Origin of the sequence: Shewanella sp. SM69 (genome assembly GCF_025653985.1) — a bacterium.
In the GTDB taxonomy this organism is placed as follows: Bacteria; Pseudomonadota; Gammaproteobacteria; order Enterobacterales; family Shewanellaceae; genus Shewanella; species Shewanella oncorhynchi.
In genome coordinates this window covers 158,551-183,902 of sequence record NZ_JAKKRV010000002.1, presented here as the reverse complement: position 1 = coordinate 183,902, position 25,352 = coordinate 158,551, and the positions used below count along the sequence as shown (strand labels likewise).

The following is a 25,352-nucleotide window of genomic DNA, read 5'->3' as shown; positions in this document are numbered from 1 at the left end:
GGAATACAGCAGAGTGAGCGGTGCAGATAAACTCAGCGGCGCTTAGAGCACTTTAGCAATTGATTGGGCTAAGTAATCGACGTTATCTTCACTGATCCCAGCAATACTGATGCGGCTTGAACCTACCATATAGATGCTGAATTCTTTTTGTAGGCGCGCTACTTGCTCTGGAGCCACCCCAAGGAAAGAGAACATACCTTTTTGGCGGGCGATAAAGCTAAAGTCACGGTTTACGCCATTGGCTTTAAGTTTATCCACTAAAATGGCGCGGTTGCCGTTGATGCGATCGCGCATCACTTTCAGCTCATCAAGCCATTCTTGGGTTAATTCTTTTGATCCTAAAATCGTCTCAACAATCGCCGCGCCATGGGCAGGTGGCATAGAGTAGAGGCAGCGAACCACATAAAGCAGCACAGATTGCGCGACATTGGCGGTATTGGCATCTTTGGCAATCACAGAACACGAACCGATACGCTCACGGTATAAACCGAAGTTTTTCGAGCATGAGCTGCAAAGGATCATATTATCGACCGCTGCCGCCATTTGACGCACGCCGTAGGCATCAATATCAACGCCATCACCAAAGCCTTGGTATGCCATGTCAATCAGTGGGGTAAAGCCTTGCTCTTTTGTCAGGGCAACCACTTTATCCCATTGTTCTGTGGTTAAATCCATTCCGCTCGGGTTATGGCAACAGGCGTGGAATAACACCACATCATCTGGACTCACTTGCGATAGGGCAGCAAGCATCTCATCAAATTTCAATGATTTGCTATCGTAGTCATAATACGGATAGGTTTTAACGGTAATGCCAGCCGCTTCGAACAAACCGACATGGTTAGCCCAAGTTGGGTCGCTTACCCATAACACCGCATTCGGGTTGCAGCGCTTGATAAAGTCGCCGGCCACGCGCAGTGCACCAGTACCACCGGGTGTCGATACAGTGCGGATACGGTTAGCTATGATGGCACTGTGACCAGCACCAAAGGCGAGTTCAGTCATCAAGGTGTTGAATTGTGGCGAGCCGGTTGGACCGATATACACTTTAGTGGTTTCGGTATCGAGACGGAATTTCTCGGCTTTTTTCACGCAGCTTAGAATAGGAGTAACGCCGGTAGGATCTTTATAAACGCCCACACCTAAATCAACTTTTTGCGGGTGGGTGTCTTCGCGGTACTGAGTCAACAAGCCAAGGATGGGATCTGCTGGCATTGCGATGAGTGAGTTAAACATAGCTCCATCTACCTTTCTGGTTATAGTGCAAACGTGATTGTTTGTATCAGATATGCGTTATTTATCGTTTGGAGCTTAGAATAGCGCGGAAAGGTAAAGTATTTAAAGTGAAAACTGTGATTACACACCAGTTATCTTGGCAAAAAAGTCTGCCAAAAATACGATTAAATCATAAATTAACCGCTTAAATTTTGCGTTTTTGTTATTTTTACACTGATCTCAGCAAATAATCTGACCAAAATGCCATTTTTCTCGAAAAAACGGTTGAATCCTTAGCGACAATCGGTAATTTTATAACGACGAAGCACCAACAAGGCCCCAATCTCCTTTTATTTGTAATCTTAACTTGACGCGCTGTAGCGTGAAGTTGCCATTTTGCGTATTCAGTCCGCGTGATCGTGATGATGACGCCCTATAGAGAAAGAAGATTTATTCATGAAGCAATTACGTCTTGAACCTGTTGTGCAAGTCCGCGGTGAAATCAATATTCCGGGCTCAAAAAGTATTTCAAATCGAGCCTTATTATTGGCCACCTTAGCCCAAGGTACGACTACGCTCACCAATCTGCTCGACTCAGATGATATCCGCCACATGTTGGCCTCCCTCAAGCAGTTAGGGGTGAACTACCGTTTATCGCAAAACAATACTGTGTGTGAACTCGATGGTTTAGGTGGTGTGATTTCCTCAGCATCCGCGCAGGAATTGTTTTTAGGCAATGCGGGAACCGCAATGCGCCCCTTATGCGCCGCCTTAACCTTAGGCCAAGGTGAATTTACCCTCACGGGCGAACCACGTATGGAAGAGCGTCCGATTGGCGATTTAGTCGATGCCTTAAGGCAACTCGGTGCCAATATTGTTTATCTTAAAAATGACGGTTTCCCGCCACTGACAATTAATGCCACAGGCCTTAATGGCGGTGATGTTGAAATTGCAGGCGATTTATCGAGCCAGTTTTTAACGGCTTTGTTGATGGTGGCGCCGCTTGCTAAGGGCAGCGTCAATATCCATGTCAAAGGTGAGTTAGTCTCTAAGCCTTATATCGATATCACTATCGCCTTGATGGCGCAGTTCGGCGTTAACGTCATTAACCATGACTACGCGCGTTTTGAGATTGTTGCAGGCCAGCGTTATATATCACCGGGTAAAGTACTGGTAGAAGGCGATGCGTCATCGGCATCATATTTCCTCGCGGCAGGGGCGATTAAGGGCGGCGAAGTCAAAGTCACGGGTGTGGGCCGTTTGAGTATTCAAGGCGATGTAAAATTTGCCGATGTGCTCGAAAAAATGGGCGCAGATATCGAGTGGGGCGATGACTATATTATTGCACGTGGCTCCCAATTAACGGCCGTCGACTTAGACATGAACCACATTCCCGATGCGGCCATGACCATTGCAACCGCAGCCTTATTTGCTAAAGGCACGACGGTTATTCGCAATATCTATAACTGGCGTATTAAAGAAACCGACCGGTTAGCGGCTATGGCAACTGAACTGCGAAAAGTGGGCGCCGAGGTTGAAGAGGGGAATGACTACATTAAAATCACTCCGCCTGCCGTGATTAACACCGCTGAAATTGATACCTACAATGATCACCGCATGGCCATGTGCTTTTCTATGCTGGCATTTGCCGATTGCGGTATCACCATCAATGATCCTGACTGTACTTCTAAAACATTCCCTGACTACTTTAAGCAGTTTGCGAGCCTGCAAGGCTAAGTCTGTTTGTTTCGTCATTGTGACAACCATCGATGCCAAGAATAGCAAGCCGTATTTGTGCGGCTGCTAATCTTCATAAAAAATCCACGGATTTTGTTTGTCTTTTGTTGTACAATGCGGCGCGCTCATTTTCGGGGGCTCACTTGATGAACTCACGGATGATGGTTATTTTTTGCGGAGGAATGTATGTCTGAACGGGCTCCTGTAGTCACAATCGACGGCCCAAGTGGTGCTGGCAAAGGTACAATTAGTCAATTATTGGCTCAGCATCTAGGTTGGCAACTACTTGATAGTGGTGCCATTTACCGAGTTCTTGCGCTTGCAGCAATTCATCATAACGTTGAACTGGAAAATGAAGAGTCTATCACGTTGTTAGCGGCACATCTGGATGTGAAGTTTCTAACAGGCAATGATAAAGATCCGGTTCAAGTGATATTGGAAGGTGAAGACGTCACCAACGACATTCGCACCCAAGAGTGCTCGAATGCCGCTTCAAAAGTCGCTGCCTTTCCACGGGTGAGAGAAGCCTTATTACGTCGCCAACGGGCCTTTAAAACGGCGCCAGGATTAATTGCCGATGGTCGTGACATGGGTACAGTCGTTTTCCCAAGTGCGCCGGCAAAATTATATTTAACCGCCTCAGCTGAAGAGCGTGCCCAAAGACGCTATAATCAGTTGCAGGACAAGGGCTTCGATGTTAATATCGAGCGCCTTTTAAGTGAAATTATCGAACGTGATGACCGCGATATGAATCGTCCGGTGGCTCCTTTAGTCCCCGCCGAGGACGCGCTCATTATCGATACTAGCGGTAAGGGTATTGATGAAGTGCTAGCGCTTGCGCTTAACTTTATCAACCAAAAATTATCCGGCACTAACTAAGTTAGCCCACCGGATAGGTATTCGTATTAAGGATGATACGGATAATTTGACTGACTCCACGTCTAGGACGGACAGTGGTTTAATAAAGAAAGTAACCTAAACATGACTGAATCTTTTGCTGATCTATTTGAACAATCCCTTCAAACTCTGGAATTCCGTCCAGGCTCTATCGTTCGTGGTACTGTTGTATCAATCAAAAACGGTATGGTACTGGTTGACGCGGGTCTGAAGTCTGAAAGCCCAATCCCAGCTGAACAATTCAAAAACGCTCAAGGCGTTTTAGAAATTCAAGTTGGCGATGAAGTTGACGTAGCTCTTGACTCTGTTGAAGACGGCTTCGGTGAGACTCAACTGTCTCGCGAAAAAGCGAAACGTCATGAAGCTTGGATCGTTCTGGAAAAAGCTTATGAAGATGCTGAAACTGTAATCGGTATCATCAATGGTAAAGTTAAAGGCGGTTTCACTGTTGAATTAAACGGTATCCGTGCTTTCTTACCAGGTTCTCTAGTTGACGTGCGCCCAGTTCGCGACACCGCTCACTTAGAGTACAAAGAATTAGAATTCAAAGTTATCAAGCTAGACCAGAAGCGTAACAACGTTGTTGTTTCTCGTCGTGCAGTTATCGAATCAGAAAGCAGCGCTGAGCGTGATGCACTGTTAGAAAACCTGCAAGAAGGTCAAGCAGTTAAGGGTATCGTTAAGAACCTGACTGACTACGGTGCATTCGTAGATTTAGGTGGTGTTGACGGTCTGCTACATATCACTGATATGGCGTGGAAACGTGTTAAACATCCATCAGAAATCGTCAATGTTGGCGATGAAATCAACGTTAAAGTACTGAAGTACGATCGTGAGCGCACTCGTGTGTCTCTAGGTCTGAAACAACTTGGCGAAGATCCATGGTTAGAAATCAGCAAACGCTACCCAGAAAACACACGTTTAACTGGTCGCGTTACTAACCTAACTGACTACGGTTGCTTCGTAGAAATCGAAGAAGGCGTTGAAGGTCTGGTTCACGTTTCTGAAATGGATTGGACTAACAAGAACATTCACCCATCTAAAGTGGTTAACTTAGGTGATGAAGTTGAAGTTCTGGTTCTGGACATCGATGAAGAGCGTCGTCGTATTTCTCTAGGTCTGAAACAATGTAAGACCAATCCATGGGATGACTTCGCAACTCGTTACAACAAAGGCGACAAGGTTTCTGGTAAGATCAAGTCAATCACTGACTTCGGTATCTTTATCGGTCTTGACGGCGGTATCGATGGTCTAGTTCACCTGTCTGACATTTCTTGGAACGGTACTGGCGAAGACGCAGTTTCTGAATACAAGAAAGGCGATGAAATCCATGCAGTGGTTCTGTCTGTAGATCCAGAGCGTGAGCGCATCAGCTTAGGTGTTAAGCAAACTGAAGATGATCCATTCAACGCATACTTGGCTGACAAGAAGAAAGGTACTATCGTAAACGGTACTGTTTCTGCTGTTGATGCTAAAGGTGTGACTGTTGAACTGGCTGACACTGTTGAAGGTTACATCCGTGTAGCTGACATTTCACGTGAGCGTATCGAAGATGCATCTACTGTCTATAATGTAGGTGATGCAATCGAAGCTAAGTTCATGGGTGTTGACCGTAAGAACCGCTCTATCAGCCTGTCAATCAAAGCGAAAGACGAAGCTGAAGAGAAAGAAGTAATGGCGACTCTGAACAAACAAGATGACGCTGTTATTAGCAATGCAATGGCTGAAGCGTTTAAAGCAGCTCGTAAATAATCGCCTGTTGTTTGGGGAGACATCTCTCCCCATTAGGCGACTGTGTTTGGCTTGATAATAGGGGATAGCTAGGATGACGAAATCTGAACTTATCGAAAAACTCGCCACCAGGCAGTCGCAGCTGTCGGCGAAAGAGGTTGAAGGCGCAATCAAAGAAATGTTGGAGCAAATGGCAACAACATTAGAAAGCGGTGATCGTATTGAGATCCGTGGCTTTGGTAGTTTCTCGCTTCACTATCGTGCACCGCGGACTGGCCGTAATCCAAAGACTGGTTCATCAGTCGATTTGGAAGGTAAATACGTCCCGCACTTTAAGCCAGGCAAAGAACTGCGCGAGCGTGTTGACGCCGTTAATGTGTGATTGACCGCATAGTAAAAAGCCTCCGTTAGGAGGCTTTTTTGTATCTATTGCAAGGCAATGCTGGTCAGCTTAGTAAATTTCTTGGATAATCATTAAATTGAAACGCGTTTAGGGAGTGCAGCGTGAAATCATTTGTAGCAACTGTGCTTGTGGCACTGTTATTTATTCTGGCGTTGATTTTTGGCGCGCGCAACGAACAAGTGGTGACCATCAGCTATTTTGTCGCACAGGGTGAATATCGTTTACCTGTTGTCTTAGCGATTGTCTTTTTTGCTGGTTTTATTTTGAGTTGGTTATTTGCTAGCTACTATATTGTCCGCTTGAAATTAAGTTTAGCGGCAACTAAAAAGAAACTAAATCAAGTGATCGCTAAAATCCCTCAGGATGTAGACGCCTAATATGCTTGAGATCCTCTTTCTGTTGCTTCCCATTGCTGCCGCCTATGGTTGGTATATGGGGCGACGGAGCATAAGGCAGAATCAAAGTAATCAACGTAAACAATTGAGCCGGGATTATTTTACTGGCCTCAATTTCTTACTGTCGAACGAATCGGATAAAGCTGTCGATTTGTTTATCAGTATGCTAGATGTTGACGATGAAACCATAGATACCCATCTGTCACTCGGTTCGCTGTTCCGTAAGCGAGGAGAGGTCGACCGCTCTATTCGTATCCATCAAAATTTAATCGCGCGGCCTACATTAACTAATGAGCAGCGTGACATCGCTATGATGGAGCTGGGTAAAGATTATCTAGCAGCAGGTTTTTACGACAGGGCTGAAGAAATCTTTATCAACTTGGTCAGCCAAGACGATCACAGTGAAGAGTCTGAAACTCAGCTTATTGCTATTTATCAGGTGATTAAAGAGTGGCAGAAAGCCATTGATATCACTAAGCGTTTGAGTCGTAAGCGTCAGCAAGTTTTAAAGCCGTTAACGGCACATTTCTATTGCCAATTAGCCGATGAAGCCAGTGATGATGCGCAGAAAATTAAACTGCTACAGCAAGCGCTGAAGCAAGATCCTCAATGCGGTCGTGCATTATTGACCCTAGCGAAAAAATTCCTCGATATTCAAGATTATGCCCAGTGTAAGCAAATGCTGCTGCAACTAAAAAAAGCCGATATCGAGCTTTTTGCCGATGCAATCCCCACAGCTAAACAAGTTTATCGCGACACGCAAGATAAAGAAGGCTTCCAAGAGTTACTCGCAGGGGCCATGGCCGATGGTGCGGGTGCATCAGTGGTTGTCGCCTTAGCGCAGCACATGATAAGTCTTGATGAGATTAAAGCGGCAGAGACCATGGTACTCGATGCGTTATATCGCCATCCGACCATGAAAGGTTTTCAGCACTTGATGCAAATGCATTTGCGCCAAGCCGAAGAAGGGCAAGCTAAGCAAAGTTTAACTATGCTAGAGCAGCTCGTTGAACAACAAATTAAATTCCGTCCGAGTTACCGTTGTAAGGAGTGTGGTTTTCCTTCACATGCCCTTTACTGGCATTGTCCTTCCTGTAAAAACTGGGGCAGCATTAAACGGATCCGAGGCCTAGACGGCGAATAATCTATTAGAAGAATACACAGTTTGTGTAACCTCGTTGGAGAGATGATGACGACTAAACCTATCCTCGTAGCGCTTGATTACGATAATAAAAACCATGCTTTACAACTGATAGAAAAACTCGATCCCAACATGTGCCGCCTTAAAGTCGGCAAAGAAATGTTTACCTTGTTTGGCCCGCAACTGGTGAAAGATATCCATGATCGTGGTTTTGATTTATTTCTTGATTTGAAATTTCACGATATTCCCAATACTGTCGCCAAAGCCGTGGCCGCTGCTGCAGAGCTGGGCGTATGGATGACGAACGTACATGCCAGCGGTGGCTTAGCCATGATGGAAGCGGCTAAAAAAGCCTTACTGCCATACGGCGATAAAGCGCCTATGCTGATCGCGGTCACGGTATTAACCTCGATGAGTGATGACGATCTTAAATTACTCGGCATCAATGTTCCTGCGTTTGAGCATGTGCAACGTTTGGCGAAGCTCACGCAGCAAGCGGGACTCGATGGCGTGGTGTGTTCCGCCCAAGAAGCGACAGCGTTAAAATCGCTGTTAGGTCAGGATTTCAAACTCGTGACGCCGGGGATCCGCCCTGTTGGCAGTGATGCTGGCGATCAACACCGGGTGATGACGCCACCTCAAGCGATAGCAGCGGGTTCTGATTACTTAGTGATTGGCCGCCCAATCACCAAAGCTGCCGACCCGTTAGCAACATTGCAAGCGATTCACCAATCATTGGCATAGACGCCACACTAGCCGTCTAAAGCGCGGTTTGAAAGTCGTTTGACGGTCGTTTAAATAAAAAAGGCTTGGAATCGCTTGTTGGTATCCTTGATATGATGGATAAAAGTTGAAATAGTATCTTGAATGACAGCATAGAATAATGAATCACACCCTGAGTGCTTATCTCACTGTTCACGGAGAACGCCCATGTTTAATGCTACGATGTTTAACTATCAAGGTAAAAATGTTGTCGTTGTCGGAGGAACCAGTGGGATAAATCTCGCGATTGCCATTGCGTTCGCACAGGCTGGCGCAAATGTGGCCGTTGGGAGCCGTAGTCAAGATAAAATCGATGCCGCGGTATTGCAGTTGCAACAGGCCAATCCTGACGGAATTCATTTGGGTGTGAGTTTTGATGTGCGCGATCTTAGCGCCCTTGACGTTGGTTTTGATAAAATCGCTTCTGAGTTTGGTTTTATCGATGTACTGGTAAGCGGCGCGGCGGGGAATTTCCCCGCCAGCGCCGCAAAGCTTTCAGCCAATGGTTTTAAGTCGGTGATGGACATTGATTTGCTCGGCAGTTTTCAAGTGCTAAAGCAGGCTTATCCTTTGCTGCGTCGCCCCAATGGCAATATTATCCAGATTTCGGCGCCGCAGGCTTCGATCGCTATGCCAATGCAAGTACATGTGTGTGCGGCTAAAGCGGGTGTGGATATGCTAACGCGAACTTTAGCGTTAGAGTGGGGCTGTGAAGGGCTGAGAATTAATTCGATTATGCCTGGCCCCATCGCCAATACTGAAGGTTTTAATCGCCTTGCCCCCAGCGCCGCATTACAGCAAAAGGTTGCCCAATCCGTTCCGCTAAAACGCAACGGCGCAGGTCAGGATATCGCCAATGCCGCACTATTCTTAGGCTCTGAATTAGCTTCCTATATTACGGGAGTTGTGCTGCCGGTTGATGGCGGTTGGTCACTTGGCGGCGCCAGTATAGCGATGACAGAGCTTGGCGAACTGGCCGCAAAAATGTAGTTTGGTTTTAGATTATTGATATTCAAAATCGAGAGCTTTGATTTTATAGAAATTAAGTAGGTAATGATCCATGGCTAATGCATTACAAGAGCAGCTACTCAAAGCAGGGCTTGCCAGTAAACAAAAGGTTCGCGATGTTAAGACTCAAAAACGCCGTGACAAAAAATCACGAATAGATGATGGCTCAAGTGCTTTTAAGCAAGAAGTGGCCGAGCAAAAACGGTTGCAGGCGCAAAAAGATAAAGTGCTAAATGAGCAACGTTTTGCTGAGGCATCTGAGCGTGGACAGGTGCGCGGTTTAATCACAGAGTTCACTAAGTCTGCGATTAAGATCCCAGCTTATGCTGAAGTGAAATTTAACTATACTCTTGATAATAAAATTTATTCTTTATACATAGATGAAAAACTGCAGGCAGAATTGCTTAAAGGGCAGTTAGGCATAGTGCGTTACGAAGATAAGAGTTACTTAGTACCACATAAGTTAGCCGAGCGAGTTAAACTGCTGGTGCCGCAGTGGTGTGGTTATCTGTGGCAACAGGATGAATCTAAAGCTGTGGTCGTTGAAGATGATCCCTATGCAGATTACGCAATTCCTGATGATTTAATGTGGTAATTGCCACAAGCCTGTGACCTAACGCTAAGACAATCCTGTGGGAAAGCTTATAAAATAGAGACCCTTAAGTTCAAGCTTAAGGGTTTTTTTATGGGTTAAATTTATATTTAGCTCGCACACTCGCATACTTTTATATTATTCGCGGCTGTATTTGTAATGAGATTGTTTTCTACAGTGAACTGGTATAAATTAAAACAACTGTTTTAATCCTACGTTTAAGAGTCTACCAATGAATCCTTACCAAGCCCCGTTGACGGATATGCGTTTCCTACTGGAACAGGTATTTGATGCTCCAAACACTTGGGCACAATTGCCTGAGATTGCAGAAATGGTCGATATCGACACGGCCAATGCTATTTTGGAAGAAGCAGCCAAGATCAGCTGTGAGTTGATCCATCCGCTGAACCGGACGGGCGATGAGCAGGGCGTGTTGCATCAAGACAATCAAGTGACTACCCCTGATGGCTATAAAGCCGTTTATGAGCAGTATTCCCAGGGCGGTTGGATTGGTTTGTGTGGCGATCCTGAATTTGGTGGCATGGGGATGCCGAAGATGCTGGGGATCTTAGTCGACGAAATGGCTTACAGTGCTTGTAATGCGTTTACGCTTTATGGCTCGTTAACCGCGGGAGCGGCTTTATGTATCAATGCCCACGGCAGCGAAGAATTGAAACAAGCTTATTTGCCTAAGTTATATTCCGGCGAATGGGCGGGTGCTATGGATATGACGGAGCCGCAAGCGGGTTCTGATCTGCGTAATATTCGCACTCGAGCTTTACCGCAGGATGATGGTAGTTATGCCATCACGGGCAGCAAGATTTTTATCACGGGTGGCGATCATGATTTAACTGAAAACGTCATCCACTTAGTGCTTGCTAAGCTGCCGGATAGTAAAGGGATTTCACTCTTTCTGGTACCTAAAATATCGGTAAATACCGATGGCAGCTTAGCCAATGCCAATGGTGTATCAGTGGGGTCTATCGAGCATAAGATGGGCCTTAAAGGTTCTGCGACCTGTGTGATGAATTTTGATAATGCCCAAGGTTTCTTGATTGGCGAGCCTAATCGCGGCCTCGTATGCATGTTCACTATGATGAACTATGAGCGTTTAGCGATTGGTATTCAAGGACTTGGCAGTGCGCAGGCGGCGTACCAGATGGCGGCCGATTACGCTAAAGAGCGTAATCAAGGCATCGCCGCTGGCGGCTCACCGACGGGCAGTGATTCTGATCCCATTATTGTCCACGGCGATGTGCGCCGTATGTTGTTGACTATTCGTGCGATGACAGAAGCGGGCCGTGCTTTGTCTGTGTTTACAGGACAACAGCTGGATTTAGCAAAATATGCCCAAGATGAGGTTAAGGCCAAAGCGGCGCGTTATGTGGGTTTATTAACGCCAGTGGCGAAAGCATTTTTAACCGATCGGGGTCTAGATGCGACTATCATGGCGCAACAAGTCTTTGGTGGACATGGTTATATTCGTGAAACAGGTATTGAGCAATTAGTCCGTGATACCCGTATCGCTCAGATTTATGAAGGCACCAATGGCATTCAAGCCATTGATTTCCTCGGTCGTAAAGTCACCGGCGATAACTTAGCCGCATTAAACGAATTTGTGGCAGACTTGAAGGCACAAATGCGGACATTCACCCATGTTGATGCGGTGAAAGTGGCGGCAGTATGTGCACGTTTAGATGCCTTGGTCATCGTTGCCGAGTCAGTTAATGATCGCAAAGTGGCTCAGCCTGCACTTATTAATGCGTGCGCGGTCGACTTTTTAGATGCCTTTGGTTACACCCTTTATGGTTTCTACTGGTTGGCTATGGTCGATAAGGTCGCGGATCATGAAGATAAAGCTTTCGCCGAGCAGAAAGTCTATTTGGCTAAGTTCTATTTTGATAAGTTATTGCCAAAAGCGGATTACCATATCGCTCAAGTCAGAGCTGGTGATGCGACGACTATGGCGATGCCTGCGGAGTTGTTTTAACAAGGCTTCGGTATATTCGTTTAGATAAAAACTGAAAAAGCACTGATGACTCAGTGCTTTTTTATGCAAGTTTTTTACTCTGTAGCAGTTAATTAATGACTCTAGTGAGCCGCAGTATTCACAGTCGCAGTGGTTGATGACGGTTGCAGCACTGAAATCAATTGTTTAAGAAACTCGGCATTGAATGAGGGTTTATGTTGATTCTTCAATTCAGGACTCATGCCATTCTCAAGGATTACAAACAAGGTATCGTTATGCTGGGGCAAACGGATAAAGCCCGCTAAGTTAGACACGCCTTGCATCGAGCCTGTTTTAGCAAAAATTTGCTGTTTAAGCGGCGGCTTGTTGTAGCCCATACGATATCTTAAGGTGCCGCTGATCCCTGCCTGTGGCAGACTCGTGATTAACGGACTAAAGCGGCTATCTTGGTGGATTAGCGCCAACACCGCGGCTAACTGCTTGGCATTGAGCAAGTTATAGCGTGACAATCCTGAACCATCCACAATATTGGCGTTACTCAAATCTATGCCTAAATTCGTTAAAATTCGCTGCATGGCAGCGGCACCATTGGTAAAGCTGCCTTGGGTCTTAAAATAACTTTTACCAAGTTGCTTAAAAAGGCTATCGGCAATCAAATTATCTGACTTGAGCAGCATAGTCTCGAGCAGCTCAGGTAAAGGCGCCGAGCTATGGCTGGCAATTAGTTTTGCCTTTTGGGGTAAGCTAGTGCCGAGTTGTACTTTACCCGCAAGAGACATCTCGCCTTTAAGTAGGGAGGTGAGGTTATCTTGGGCAAATTTGAACGGATCGCTGATCGCAATCGCCAGTGGTATCGCCTCACAGCCAGGGTAACAGCCGCGTAAATGGTAGTTATTTTGACCTAATCTGACCATATCAAGTTGGCAAAATTCGCGGCTCGCCTTTTGATCAAACACCGCATCGTTGCTGATTTTGACCCCATAACTTCCTGCACGCAGACTTACCTGTGAAGGTTTGCTGGTAGAGCTGGGGCTAAACTGACCATAGACACAGTTTTGATTGATAATATAGCTAGATACAGGCGCAGCAAAACAAATACCTAAGTCATCCCATACCCAACCGGGAGCTTGCAATTGTTCCTGTTTATCGCCGAGTAAATACAGATGTCCGTCAATACGATTAATGCCTTGTTTTACGAGATTGGCAAAAATGGCCTTGAGATCGGCTTGAGTCAGCGTGGGATCGCCACTAAAACGCAGATAAGCACTGCCTGCGATATGGCCCTTGCTTATTGGTGCATCTGTCCATAATTGTGTGACATAACGAAAATCAGGCCCAAGCTGAGCCACAGCACTGACTGCAGTGAGCAGCTTTTGGGTACTGGCTGGAATAAACAAGGTCTCAGCTTGTTGGCTATAGATCACTTGATTGTTCGACATATCCATTGCCAGTAAGGCGATTTGTGAATGTCGAGGGCTGATCTTGCTGATTGCTTGGCTAAGCGAAGTGGTTTGAGCACTTATCGGCCTAGAATCATGTTGCTCTGCATAGGCCATATTATGACTTGCGGCTAGGAGCAGGCCGGCATATAGAGTGGTTTTCAGTAACGTTTCCATGTTAGCTATTGGCCATTTTTATCAAAACATCATTAAGATTAGGTTGGTATTGTGTGCGGTTAATCCTCACTGCTGCCGTCATCCTTTTCCATCAAGCGATATAAACGTAGGGTAACAAACAATACCAGCCCAATAAACAAAGGCAGGATGAGTAACCCTAACTGGGTTTTAAAATGGAAAATACCCCAAGCAAACAGCAATGTCAGTGCTAACGTCAGCAGAATTTTTTTGTTCATAGTCTTAATCTTGTATCGTATGGTCTAATCGCAAATAGGCGGTTTAGTTTACGCTAAATCAGTAGATTCGGGGTGAATGAAATGGGTTTGAAGATTATTTTGTGATTTGGCAGACATTTTGGGCGCAGTTCAGTGAAATTTGGACTGATTTGTAGCGTTAAGAATCACCCTATTTAGGGAGAAATATTGTGTGGACGGGCAAATAATGCCGAGAATACTCACTGTAAAATGCGATTTCAAGCAAGGATAAATGAAGAAGATTTTTAGGCAAATCGGTGCACTGAAGTGGAATAAAATCGCGTGAGGTCAAATTACCAGCAAAACCGTTAGGTTTAACAAGACTTTTGGGAGAAAAGTCTTGCCGAGACGAGGTGAAGTCGGTAATTTCTACCCCTTACGATTTTAGGTTCTTAGGTAACAACTAAACCATGCCACATATTAGTATGCGCGGCTTACCACAAGCGGTCGTTGCAGCGTTCAGCCAAACATTACTGCAGTCATTGGCGGATATATGTAAAGGTAATGCAGAGAGTTTCACATTAGATTGGATCCCAAGCATCAGTTTTCGAAATGGAAAAATTGATCAACGCTTTGTCCAAGTTGAGTTACTCTGGTTCCCTAAGGACCCTGATATACATCTTAAAGTAGAACAAACGATCAGGTTGGCAGTGACAGAGGCCTATCCAGAGTTAACACATATTGCTGTGATGTTTTTATCACTGAACCCCAGTGCTTCCTATCGGGGTGGTCAGCATGTTTAAAGGAGGATGCCTTGCTAGATAAGCTTGGTGGAATAGCCGTTCAACCCGAGGCTTTAACGTGGTTGCTCACGCCATGCCGTTTCAAGGCAGAATTACTCGCTCGTATTGCGAGCGCCAAGCACAGTATTTATATTGCGGCGCTGTATTTAGAAGATGACGAAGCGGGTCGTGAGATATTACAAGCCCTCATGGATGCCAAAGCGGCAAATCCAACGCTTGATATCAAAGTGTTAGTCGATTTTCACCGTGCGAGACGTGGCTTGATTGGCCATAAAGGTGATAGCGGCAACTATTTGATGTACCGTAGAGTTATGGCTGAAGCCGAACATCCCATCGATATCTTAGGTGTACCCGTCAAATCCCGTGAATTTATGGGTGTGTTGCATCTTAAGGGATTTATTATCGATGATGCCGTGATTTATAGCGGTGCCAGTCTCAATAATATCTATTTGCAACAACACGATAAGTACCGTTTCGATCGTTATCACTTGATTGAGTCTGCCGAATTAGCGCGCAGTATGCGCGCGATGATCCAGAAAAATATCATTTCTGATCCAGCTGTGTGTTCATTAACGCAAGATGCTGAGCAAGAAGTGCTACCACCAAAGACGGACATGCGTAGCTTTAAGCTGAGACTGTCTGACGCTGAGTATCAGTTTAAGGAGACCCGTGATGGTAATCGCATCACGCCGTTACTTGGGCTAGGACGTAAGAAAAACTTGCTCAATAAAGTGGTTGTCGCCTTGGTGGAAGAGTCAAAAGACTCGCTGTTTATTTGCACACCCTATTTCAATCCGCCGTACATTTTAGTGCGCGCTTTAGCTAAGCATTTACGCAATGGCAAACGCATCGATATCGTTGTGGGCGACAAGACGGCTAACGATTTTTATATTCCGCCAGAGCAGGATTTCTCAACCATAGGTGCCTTGCCCTATATGTATGAGCAATCATTGCGTAAGTTCGCTAAACGCCAACAGTGGGCGATTGATAATGGTCAGCTGAATATCCATTTGTGGAAACATGGTATCAACAGTTATCACCTCAAGGGCATCAGTGCCGACGGTAATAAGCATTTGATCACAGGCTCGAACTTGAATCCAAGAGCTTGGGCGCTGGATCTTGAGAATGGTTTGTTGATCCAAGATGAAATTGGCTGCTGGAAAGCCCAGTTTGAAGCCGAGCAGGCGCATATTCTTGAACACACACAGCGGTTATATCACTACAGCCAAGTGGATACCTTACAGAGCTATCCTGCGCCAGTGAAGAAGATCATGACCCGAATTCGTCGCCTTAAAGCTGACTTTTTACTGCGTCGCATTTTGTAACGATTAAAGCTATAGAAGCAATAAATTAATCGATATTTTTGATTTATTAGAGTGTCTTATCGATTTAAAAAGCCCACAAAAATGTGGGCTTTTTATTGACTGATGGTAATAGATTTAGCTTAAACCAAGAATTGTCGCTTCAAATCATATGCATTAAATCTGTGGCATTAAATTCTGGTGAGTATCATTTTGATCTTTGGCGTAATACAGAGACAGGATCACTAAAACTACCATTACAGCACTCAATAAACCTATGCTTAACTGGCCGCCCATAGGCACTAAAGACATAGTTAATGCGGCAAGTCCGGCACCAAAATTTTGTAATCCCCCCAGTAATGCGCCCGCAATCCCCGCCTGACGTGGAAATGGCTCTAACGCAGCAGATGTTAGGGTAGGGAACAGCATGCCTGCACCACTGAAGAATAAAATCGATCCAACAAGTAAACTCCAGCCGACCACTAAATTAAAAAGACCTGGGATCAACATAAATAATGCGCCAGCACCGAGTAACGCAACACCTTGGTAAACAACCCTTTGTGGCTTATTCTGTCGGCCCGCGATGAGTGCCCCCAGTAAGTAGCCAGGAATTGGCGCAACAAAATAACAACTGACCATAAAAGGTGTCAGTCCGAGATATTGGCCATAGAGTACGCCAGCAATGGCTTCAAACGCCGCAATACCGGCAAAGGTGGCGATCAATGAAAATAAATAAGCGCGAAACGCTCTATGGCGCAGGACATGCTTATAGGATTTGAAAACGGCTTGATGTTCCCGTTGCGCCTTAGGTAAAGACTCTTTAAAGAGGAATATTAACAACAGCCAGACCACGACACCGAATCCCGCTAATACCCAGTATACGGCTTGCCAGCCAAAATAGGCCGCAGTGGCGCTGCCGATAAATGGTGCAAGCAAAGGTAAAAACACTACGGCCATAGAGACATAGCTATTAAATTTTACCAGTCGGTCGCCAAAGTAATGATCGCGGGGAATGCTACGGCACAATGCGCCTGCGCTGGCTGTGCCTAATCCTTGGATAAGGCTTGCCATAATTAGTTGGTTAAAGCTTGTGGCCTTCGCCGCGAATACAGCGCCTAGAACGAAAATTGCGATACCCACAACGAGCGGCATTTTGCGGCCAACGCGATCTGACACTGGGCCATACACAAATTGAAACATCCCGTAGGAGAGTAAGTAACAGGCCATCACGGCTTGTAGTTGGCTGGCGTCCACATGGAGCCCGAGTGCGATTTGTGGAAGGGCAGGTACAAAAATCGTCTGCGCCATTTGGCCACAGGCGACCATAAAGACAATCATTAACAGTAGGCTAGACTGACTCGCCGCTGGAGCGACATCGTGATGAATAGGAGAATGTGGCGTGCCTGACATGATATTTCCGAAAAAGGTCACTTAAGGTATTTGCGCGCATCTTACTCCCTAAAAGCGTAACTTCAAGTGTCAATCATATTGATTTAACGAAATAATTTTTAATGCGATGCATAAGTTTTTATCCTGATTTTAAGCTGTAAAGCTAAACTTACGATAGGTTATTTGTCTGTTAACTAGGTCGATGAGTTGCAAATGAATTAACGCAAGGATTAACCCTGCGGTGCATCTTTTCTTACAAGCCGCCATGAGAAAAGAGAGATTGCAAGGAAACTGTGAGTTAGCAGCAAGGTGTCAGCCATAAATCAGTAACGACAAGAATATTGTTAAGAAAAAGGAGATAGCACCAATATACTTATCTCCTCTATCCTAGTGCATGGTTATTTTTGCAACTTTTCGATCCCAGTTAAAATCTGGTAGCCCACAGTGACCCGTGGCGGAACGGGGGTGTTTTTATTACTCAGCAGTACAATGCCGAGTTTTTTTGCAGGAATAAAGGCTGCATAAGCGGCAAAACCGCCAGTTGAGCCTGTTTTATTAATCCACACATTTTGCTGCGGCGCGAGGGGCGGCACTATGGGTTTAACGGGTGTACTGCCAAACACGACTTCCTGAGTATGGCCCATAAGTATTTTATCAAGATCAATAGGATATGAGTAATGCTCCCAAATCATATCTTGGGTCATCATGCCCACATCAAAGTATCCCGTGTGGGTCTCATCGAGTGCCGTTTGCAGTGGTTTGGTAAGCGGGTGCATTTGCATATTGGCCTCAACAAATTGCAGTAAATCCTTTGCTGAGGTTTTAACGCCATAGGCTTCATCGGCTAATACCCCTGGATTGACCCGCACTGGCATGTCTTGCTTATCGTAGCCTTGGGCATAATCGGCCATTTTGCTGCTCGGCACCTTGAGATAGCTGTTTGTCATACCCAATTGTGGAAATAGTGTTTGCTCAAGTATTTGTGGAAACGTTTGCCCTAAACTCTGCGCGGCAATCATGCCAAGCAGCCCAATACTCGGATTGGCGTAATTTCTGTGGGTCCCCGCGGCAAATGATGGTTGCCAATGCTTAAGGTAATCCATTAACTCTGCGTTATTAGTGACCTTATCAGGAACTTGCATCGGCAAATCCCCCGCTGTGTGGGTGGCTAAATTGATGAGACTAATCTTATCAAAATGGCTGCCTTTTAATGCTGGAACATAATCACTGGCCATGTCCGTGAGTGTTAATTTACCTTCGCCCTGTGCATAGTTAGCCAGTGTTGCGGTAAAGGTTTTACTGATAGAGCCAATCTCGAACAGGGTATCTTCAGTCACACTTTGCCCAGAGGTTTTAGAACTGACGCCATATTGGTAAAAATACTGTTTACCTTCTATGGTGATGCCAATTACTGCACCGGGAATAGCATACTCGGCCATCAGTGGTTTAACTGCGGAATCTACAATTGACTGGATGTCTTTGGTATTAAGCGTTTGGGCCGTAGTGACAGTAGAAAATAGCGTAGCAGTGAGCAGTACACCGCTTAATAACGGTATAGAAGCGATCGGGGCTTTTGGGTGCATAATTGACCTTTCATTGAGATTGTATTTGTAGAGTAGATTTTCGCATGATATTAGGGCAATTCCACACTAAGTTAAGTCATTACTGATATTTAGTTTCAATACTCTCCCAATAAGTAAGTTAAACGTTAATTTGGTCGGTTTAGTGTTGCATACTAAGTGGCAACACAGATTAATACATTACAGATGTTTTAAGAGATGGTTGCTCTGTGCTCTTAAATTATCTCGCTGACGTTAGGCTGCAGATGAAACCACAACCACTGACACCGGCCTTTTATCATGATAATGTATTACGCGATTGCACCATTGATGGCCAAGGGATAAACTGCGCCACCGCGATTAAAAGTGCTAACTGATGTGGTCGCGATCCTTAATAAGTTTGATAGAGAATTGGTTTTTATGGCTTTAGCCCCCCATGCAGTGCACCATTTATATCAGTACCGTAAGTCTATTTCGACTAAACCCTTTGGTGCCCGCGGTAAAAAACTGATCCGCTGTCCATTATGCCTCTTAGGTGAGCAGTTCTGTACCTGTGCGCTACGCCGTCAGTTAGATACTCACGCCAGTTTTCTGCTGATTATGTATAACGATGAGGTGTTAAAGCCGACTAATAGCGGACGACTCATAGCGGATCTTATTCCTGATACCCACGCCTATATTTGGTCACGTACAGAACCTGAAGCTGAGTTGCTTGCTTTGCTGAATTCGCCGCAATATCAACCCTATTTAGTGTTTCCTGCCCAGTATGCAGAGCAAGGGCAAACCGTACTGAACCAAGTGCCGATGTCGACATTGGCCGAAGGTAAACGGCCGCTGCTAATCATGCTCGATGGCAGTTGGCGTGAAGCGATTAAAATGTTCCGTAAGAGTCCTTACTTACACTCACTGCCGTTGCTTTCCTTCGATCCCGACACGCTCGCGACCTATGCATTGCGTAAAGGTAGTCATGATTTTCAACTTGGCACCGCCGAGGTGGCATCATTGGCTTTAGGAGCGATTGGCGAAGCGGCTAATGGCAAAGCCTTAAGTACTTGGTTTGATTTGTTTGTTGAATCTTCCTTACTAGGCCGCAATCGCCGTTGCCGTGAGGACCTTCTGCCAATTACAGATTTTACCGATGCTTTTGAACTGGCCTTTGAACAAGCAAGTCGTAGTAAGAGTTAATCGATGTTGGATTTAATCTATTATGAAAAAGGCTAGTTAACTATCTTCTTAAATAAAAAATCCCCTACAGTGAGGGGATTTTTTATGTGTAGCAATTAACTTATAGGAACTTCATATTAAGAAGATACCTCGCACAAGCATAATTGTTTATACCGCGACTTCTTTACCATCTAACTTACGGATAACGACCGTAGCGGCGCGAGGGCGTAATGTCGTGCCCGCAGGCGTTTTTTCAGCGGCATTGGACGAATAAGGCCAATTACCGGGATGCTGAATGTTAGCAAAAACAGATGTGTAATCAGGGCTAATAGCAAAACCTGTAACCTCACAGTCGTTTGGTCCAACAAAGAAACGCTTTAATTCCATTTGGTTATCAGCCGTTACGCCGAGCTGTTTCTCTTGGCCATCAACAAGCGTTGAAGGCACTATCGCTAGCATCTGATCGTTGGTTTCTTCTGCGACCTCCTTGGCTCCATTGTCGGTTTGAACCCACAAAATACCGCGTTGATCGAAGGCCAAACCGTCTGGGCTGGCAAATTGGTTAAGATCTGTTAAGCCTGATAAGTTTGTTTCTGCGTTACCATCACTTGGTGAGCCGAATACGAAGATATCCCATGTAAATTCAGTATCTTTGTCACTTTCATCCCAACGAATAATATGGCCAAAGTGGTTTTTCAATCTTGGGTTCGCTGGATTGGTTTCAGTTCGTTTTGAGTTGTTGGTCAGGGTCAAATAAATTGAACCTGTGAAAGGATCGACAGCACACCATTCAGGGCGATCCATAGGGGTTGCACCAACAAGATCCGCTGCGCCCGCGGTGTTCAAAATAATCTCGGCTAAGCTAGCGAAAGTATTGCCTAGGGTTTTTCCGTCCGTAGTCTGGCTATCTAAGGTTAAAGGCAACCAAACACCACCACCATTTGCATTAAACTTAGCTGCATATAAAGTACCTTCATTCATATATTTATCGCCAGTTTGTATGCGATTGCTGCTGTCAGCATCTTTTGCATCCCATGCCGCGGCCGAGACAAATTTATAGAGGTATTCGAATTGTGAATCGTGGCCAGAATAGAACACTACTGGCTTACCTTCGGTTAATTTGCCAAAGGTACAGCCTTCATGGCGGAAACGACCAAGCGCAGTACGTTTAACTGCGCGCGATGTTGGATTGAAAGGGTCAATTTCAACAATATAACCGTGACCATTCGCTTCATTACGATAGTCATCTTGAGCACTTGCACCTTTTGGCGTGACATCAAAACGCGCGAATTCATCGAGACGTTCTTCATCATGACCTGCAAGATCATCCCAGCCATAACGTGTGCTGGTTTTGCTGATCCCAATGCGATTTTGCTCGGCAGTTAACGTACCACGGTTAGCGAAGTAGCCTGGCCAGTTTTCTTCACAGGTTAAATAAGTGCCCCAAGGCGTGTAACCATTACCGCAGTTATTTAATGTACCGCGAGCCTGACTACCGTCGGGAGAATAGCGGGTTTCGAGTAGAGAAGAGTAGGCGAGAGGACCGCTAATATCCATTACAGTCGCACCGGTGAATCGGCGGTTATGGTTATCATTGCTAACCACTTCCCATTGATTATTAACCAGTTTTATCCGTACAACCGATACGCCATGGGCGTTGATTTCTTTACGTACCTCATCGATAATCGTGCGCAAACCTGAAGTAGGATCAAAAGTTTGTCCTGCAGGATGTAATGCAACTTCATCAATGTATTCATGGTTAATGCAAAGTAAACCGTCATTACCCGAATCATTTAATGGAAAGAAATGCATGCCATCATGGTGCATACCGACTGAGTTCGCTTGGTCATCGGCAGTGTTACTACCATCGCTTTTCCATGGTGCTGCTTTTGCATTTAATGGCGTGCCCCATGGTGCAAGTACCTGCGCTGTATAGCCTTCTGGCACAACGACGGCATCTAAACGAGAACCCGCAACTGACGTAAAGTTTAGCTTGGCGGTACTTTTTGTCGGTGGTAAAGGTGTCACTGGATCAACAGGTTTTGTAACGGGTGTGTCATCTGATCCGCAAGCAGTTAAGCCTACACTGGCAAAAGCTGTCATAGCACTGAGGCCTAAACCACTTTTGACGAAGTTACGGCGAGATAAATGTTTATCCAACACTTGGTTAAATGGCTCGTTATTACTTTTATTATAAAGTGTAGGATCAAAGGTGGCCTTACTCATATATTACTCCGGCTAGTACGATGGATTAAATTTCGTGACTAAGGCTAAAGTATCAATATGACAATAAAGATGATTTTATATTACAATAATACTGCAGTGAGCAATAAACCCGATATGCTATGAAAATGTTAACCAGCAGTTTGCTATGGTCTAAGATGCTGAGGTCGCAGTATCTCAATTAGAATTTTTATTCTGCTATAATGTCAAATCTTGTATCCAAGATAAAAATCTATAATGTGAAATTATTGCTTTAATTATTTTTCAAATTAAAAATTGGAAATAATTTTAATATAAATTACTGAATATCATTTTTATTCATAAACATGATAGGTTTATTTTAACGTTATAATTGCTATTTTATTTTAGGTAAAAAACTAACTGATTCTTACCGAGTCATGATCTAGTTTAGTCTTTTGGGTTTTAGTCTCTTGGTTTTAAATAATGGCGAAGTGAGCGCGGATCGGTATGGCCAGTTCTGGCCATAATGTATAAATGATCTTTATCATTTTCATAGAGTTGAGTGACACAACCACTACGCAGACTGTGGGCACCATAAAACTTTGCAGGTAGGCCCGCTTTTGTGCAATATTTTTTAATGATGCGATAAATATCGTCTCCCGTGAGAAAACCACTATTTTTATGTAAACTTGAATTAGCTTCAGAGTGATGTTCTACTATTTGATAAGGGCGTAAATATTTCCCATCACGGGAAAGCGATCTAAATAAATGTCCATCCTCTATATTGGCTAGTGATAACCAATTTTTTACCGCGTTGAGTGCTGCAAAAGGTTCATGATCCGGTAGGTCTTTCCATTCCCGTTGACCTTGCTGATTACTCTTCGAATAAGGTAGGCGAACTTTTAGCTTATTGCGTAAAAAACTGACATATTGAACTTTTATATCTGCAAGTTCAGAACGGCGAAACCCACCTTGTAATCCTAACTGAATAATGGCTTTGTCTCTTGCTCGGGTTAATGGTTGCACTTGTTCATCGATAGCTTGAATGAGCATTTCCACTTCATCATACATAATCGGTTGTTGATCATAATCACTCACATGGCGAGATTGATTTCTGCTCAAGCCACGCATCACTCTGATCACCAGTGGATGTTCGGTAGGCGAGTGGAATCCTGCTTGAATATGATGGTAGCGAATGGCTGCCAACCTTGTGGTTAATGTTTGCTTTGAAAGTTGAACGCCAGTGCTTTCTTGGATCAATTCTTTTTGCTGACCAATAAATGAAATTACGCTTCTTGGATCTGCGGGCAGGGCCTGCAGTTGGTGCTCCGCACAATAACGGCTAAATACACTAAAGCTCGTATTATAAACACGGCGAGTGTTGACTGAAATTTCGTATTCAGTTTCTTCGGCGGCGCTTAAATAATCACTTCGAACAGATTGTGGCAGGAAAGTCTCTTCAAAAAAGCGTGGCTGTTCAGCACGGTTATTATTGTGATGATCTGATCTAGTCACTTTTTCATTCGATACATTGGTGTTATTTTGAGCATTACTATTTGTCCGGATTATTTTAGACATGCCGTTGAAGTCACCTGATATCGAATTAAGAAGGCGTAATTATACGCAAATCACGCCTACATCTACCAGTGATAATCGTCATTATCACTGGTAGAGTGCTTATTTGTTCAAATAAACTTCTGTTATCGGAATAGGGCGCATTAAATAGCATTTAGTTGGTTTTTTTAGTTTAAAAAATAGCCAAGATAAACCTATTCTAGCAATGGCGATTAATTAAGCGGATATAAAATTAAAGGCAATGATAGTATGAAATTCGTACTTTCTCTATGCAGTGGTTTCGAACTTAGTTAGTCACAGATGCATAATTTTAAAGAATGGTTTAACCATTTTATTGGTTTTCTTGAATGGAATGCCGCTAAACTAGGCTTGCGTGTTGGGTGAAATTTAAGCTAATAACGACAACCGCTTATCGGGTTCTTAGCCTGTTATGAGTTGAGCTATTTCTGCCAAAGGCAAAATGAAGCATAAGGGATCGATTCCCAGTCAATAAAATGGTTGAACCATATATTAATACTTATCGATTTGTACTAGCATGAGGTCCCATTTATTTCATCCGCATTAAACGCATGCTTAGCTAAAGAAACGTATTTATGGAACCGCAAGCCTGGATATATCAACAAGACAAACCAACAGCAGGGAGAAAATTATTATTGCTTGAGGAAGCAGAATTAATTTTTGCCTTACCCTTAATTTATCGCCTTATCAATCCTGAAGCTGTGGCATCTAAACCGGATTGGTTTTGTGACGCTGAGTTACAAACGGTTTTCTATACTAAGTTGGTGACACAACTAAATGAATTAGTCCGATTACGCAAAAAGGCACAGCGGATCGACAACGAGCTTACTAATGTAAACAAAATGCTCAATCAGTATTTTACTGATTTTGGCTGGCGTATGGTTCGTAAAGAATTATCTCAAATAAAAAAACGGCAAAAAAAGTCTCATATTGAGCTGAGCAGGGATATTATTTTGAGGTTAAAACGTTATATGGAAACTCAAAAGTTAGACAGTTTTGACCAAGCCATTGATACTCTATTGTCAGAGCATAATGAAAATATTTCGCTTAATGTTTTACAACATACTGATGAGGATGTTGTAGACGACATTGTTGATGAATAGAACAAAAAAACGCGGATCTATGTTTTGAAGAATATGATTTTAAAGTTGTTCTATTGCCTAAAATGGATTATCTAATAAGGGTAAGTTAGCCGTGACTTATCTGTGCAGACACGTAAAATTACTGTTAAGATCTTATGTTTACGACTAGATAACGCGGGGCATTAGAGATGAGTTTAAGTATTGCAAACGATAGGAAAATTGCGGTTTTATGCCGAATTGAACCTGGCTGTCTCGGACCTGATGGCGTAGATCATATTGAGGCTTTTTGTGCTTTAGCCCAGAAAGCGATGCAACATTTTGACGTCGATGTCGGCACTTGGGTATTGATCCCAAGATATGATAAAACCTTAGAAGAGATGCAATATAGTCTTGCAAATAAGCTGCTTTCGCGTGAGCAGGCAACTAAATATTTAGTCTCTATAGGGCGTGACATTGATGGTTTTGAAGAAAGATTTCAGGACAAACTGACGTCGCTGATCAATCTATATCTTGCTAGAAAACCTTAAATGCTCAATTTATCGGAGATGTATTTTTTGCTGAGATTCATCTGACGTCTTGTTTTTTTATAGGAGATATCGGATCGAATTTTTACAAATCGG

At 44.3% G+C, this 25,352-nt stretch carries 21 protein-coding genes and 1 pseudogene; 15 read left to right on the top strand and 7 right to left on the bottom strand.

The annotated features are described in order from the left end of the window. Positions 1–42: 42 nt before the first annotated feature. Positions 43–1,233: an amino acid aminotransferase gene (locus L5M37_RS04215; protein ID WP_263199510.1), complete on the bottom strand. Its 1,191-nt coding sequence runs from the start codon at positions 1,231–1,233 to the stop codon at positions 43–45. A 435-nt stretch (positions 1,234–1,668) separates the two neighbouring features. On the opposite strand from L5M37_RS04215, the gene aroA reads away from it, so the two are divergent. The 10 genes and pseudogenes from aroA to L5M37_RS04165 all read left to right on the top strand — a co-directional run bounded on the left by aroA (position 1,669) and on the right by L5M37_RS04165 (position 11,868). Beyond that, positions 1,669–2,949 carry a 3-phosphoshikimate 1-carboxyvinyltransferase gene (gene aroA, locus L5M37_RS04210; RefSeq protein WP_219250831.1) on the top strand — a complete coding sequence of 427 codons (1,281 nt, stop codon included), beginning with the start codon at positions 1,669–1,671 and terminating at the stop codon, positions 2,947–2,949. A 186-nt stretch (positions 2,950–3,135) separates the two neighbouring features. Further along, positions 3,136–3,828, top strand: a complete 693-nt coding sequence (cmk, locus tag L5M37_RS04205; RefSeq protein WP_168827070.1) for a (d)CMP kinase — start codon at positions 3,136–3,138, stop codon at positions 3,826–3,828. Positions 3,829–3,927: 99 nt separating this feature from the next. After that, a pseudogene (rpsA, locus tag L5M37_RS04200) lies at positions 3,928–5,598 on the top strand (30S ribosomal protein S1); the annotation flags it as partial. A gap of 73 nt (positions 5,599–5,671) precedes the next feature. Next, the gene (ihfB, locus tag L5M37_RS04195; protein WP_006081718.1) at positions 5,672–5,959 is read left to right on the top strand and encodes an integration host factor subunit beta; all 288 of its coding nucleotides are present in this window, start codon (positions 5,672–5,674) and stop codon (positions 5,957–5,959) included. Between the two features lie 122 nt (positions 5,960–6,081). Continuing rightward, positions 6,082–6,357, top strand: a complete 276-nt coding sequence (locus tag L5M37_RS04190) for a LapA family protein (RefSeq protein WP_028759876.1) — start codon at positions 6,082–6,084, stop codon at positions 6,355–6,357. A gap of 1 nt (position 6,358) precedes the next feature. Beyond that, complete coding sequence (lapB, locus tag L5M37_RS04185) at positions 6,359–7,519, top strand: lipopolysaccharide assembly protein LapB (protein WP_113940394.1); 1,161 nt, start codon at positions 6,359–6,361, stop codon at positions 7,517–7,519. Between the two features lie 45 nt (positions 7,520–7,564). Further along, positions 7,565–8,260 (top strand): orotidine-5'-phosphate decarboxylase, encoded by a 696-nt coding sequence (gene pyrF / locus L5M37_RS04180; RefSeq protein WP_263199749.1) that lies wholly within the window; start codon positions 7,565–7,567, stop codon positions 8,258–8,260. 186 nt (positions 8,261–8,446) lie between these two features. Further along, positions 8,447–9,268, top strand: coding sequence for an SDR family oxidoreductase (locus L5M37_RS04175; protein WP_263199508.1), 822 nt, complete (start codon positions 8,447–8,449; stop codon positions 9,266–9,268). Positions 9,269–9,338: 70 nt separating this feature from the next. Next, positions 9,339–9,881, top strand: a complete 543-nt coding sequence (locus L5M37_RS04170; protein WP_263176174.1) for a DUF2058 domain-containing protein — start codon at positions 9,339–9,341, stop codon at positions 9,879–9,881. Between the two features lie 229 nt (positions 9,882–10,110). Beyond that, positions 10,111–11,868 (top strand): acyl-CoA dehydrogenase family protein, encoded by a 1,758-nt coding sequence (locus L5M37_RS04165; RefSeq protein ID WP_263199507.1) that lies wholly within the window; start codon positions 10,111–10,113, stop codon positions 11,866–11,868. A 101-nt stretch (positions 11,869–11,969) separates the two neighbouring features. Here L5M37_RS04165 and dacB read toward each other — a convergent pair whose 3' ends face one another. After that, positions 11,970–13,463: a D-alanyl-D-alanine carboxypeptidase/D-alanyl-D-alanine-endopeptidase gene (dacB, locus tag L5M37_RS04160; RefSeq protein WP_263199506.1), complete on the bottom strand. Its 1,494-nt coding sequence runs from the start codon at positions 13,461–13,463 to the stop codon at positions 11,970–11,972. A gap of 59 nt (positions 13,464–13,522) precedes the next feature. Then, positions 13,523–13,699, bottom strand: coding sequence for a hypothetical protein (locus L5M37_RS04155; protein WP_006081710.1), 177 nt, complete (start codon positions 13,697–13,699; stop codon positions 13,523–13,525). 428 nt (positions 13,700–14,127) lie between these two features. Here L5M37_RS04155 and L5M37_RS04150 point away from each other — a divergent pair, with 428 nt between their 5' ends. Both L5M37_RS04150 and pssA read left to right on the top strand, forming a co-directional pair. Continuing rightward, positions 14,128–14,460 (top strand): DUF1904 domain-containing protein, encoded by a 333-nt coding sequence (locus L5M37_RS04150; protein ID WP_028759882.1) that lies wholly within the window; start codon positions 14,128–14,130, stop codon positions 14,458–14,460. Between the two features lie 11 nt (positions 14,461–14,471). Continuing rightward, positions 14,472–15,785, top strand: a complete 1,314-nt coding sequence (pssA, locus tag L5M37_RS04145; protein WP_028759883.1) for a CDP-diacylglycerol--serine O-phosphatidyltransferase — start codon at positions 14,472–14,474, stop codon at positions 15,783–15,785. 153 nt (positions 15,786–15,938) lie between these two features. Here pssA and emrD read toward each other — a convergent pair whose 3' ends face one another. After that, entirely contained in the window at positions 15,939–17,171 is a 1,233-nt protein-coding gene (emrD, locus tag L5M37_RS04140) for a multidrug efflux MFS transporter EmrD (protein WP_263199504.1), read from the bottom strand. A 377-nt stretch (positions 17,172–17,548) separates the two neighbouring features. Then, positions 17,549–18,733 carry a class C beta-lactamase gene (gene ampC, locus L5M37_RS04135; RefSeq protein ID WP_263172090.1) on the bottom strand — a complete coding sequence of 395 codons (1,185 nt, stop codon included), beginning with the start codon at positions 18,731–18,733 and terminating at the stop codon, positions 17,549–17,551. A gap of 396 nt (positions 18,734–19,129) precedes the next feature. Between ampC and L5M37_RS04130 the strand changes: the two genes are divergently transcribed. Further along, positions 19,130–19,894 carry a tRNA-uridine aminocarboxypropyltransferase gene (locus L5M37_RS04130; RefSeq protein WP_131524052.1) on the top strand — a complete coding sequence of 255 codons (765 nt, stop codon included), beginning with the start codon at positions 19,130–19,132 and terminating at the stop codon, positions 19,892–19,894. 147 nt (positions 19,895–20,041) lie between these two features. Here the strand turns inward: L5M37_RS04130 and L5M37_RS04125 are convergent, their stop codons facing one another. After that, a complete protein-coding gene (locus L5M37_RS04125) occupies positions 20,042–22,099 on the bottom strand; it encodes a PhoX family protein (protein ID WP_219234135.1) in 2,058 nt (685 codons plus the stop codon). A 420-nt stretch (positions 22,100–22,519) separates the two neighbouring features. After that, positions 22,520–23,635: a tyrosine-type recombinase/integrase gene (locus tag L5M37_RS04120; protein WP_263199502.1), complete on the bottom strand. Its 1,116-nt coding sequence runs from the start codon at positions 23,633–23,635 to the stop codon at positions 22,520–22,522. 590 nt (positions 23,636–24,225) lie between these two features. On the opposite strand from L5M37_RS04120, the gene L5M37_RS04115 reads away from it, so the two are divergent. Beyond that, positions 24,226–24,753 (top strand): hypothetical protein, encoded by a 528-nt coding sequence (locus L5M37_RS04115; protein ID WP_219252409.1) that lies wholly within the window; start codon positions 24,226–24,228, stop codon positions 24,751–24,753. A 167-nt stretch (positions 24,754–24,920) separates the two neighbouring features. Next, positions 24,921–25,259 carry a hypothetical protein gene (locus L5M37_RS04110; protein ID WP_105252539.1) on the top strand — a complete coding sequence of 113 codons (339 nt, stop codon included), beginning with the start codon at positions 24,921–24,923 and terminating at the stop codon, positions 25,257–25,259. The last annotated feature ends 93 nt before the right edge of the window (positions 25,260–25,352 follow it).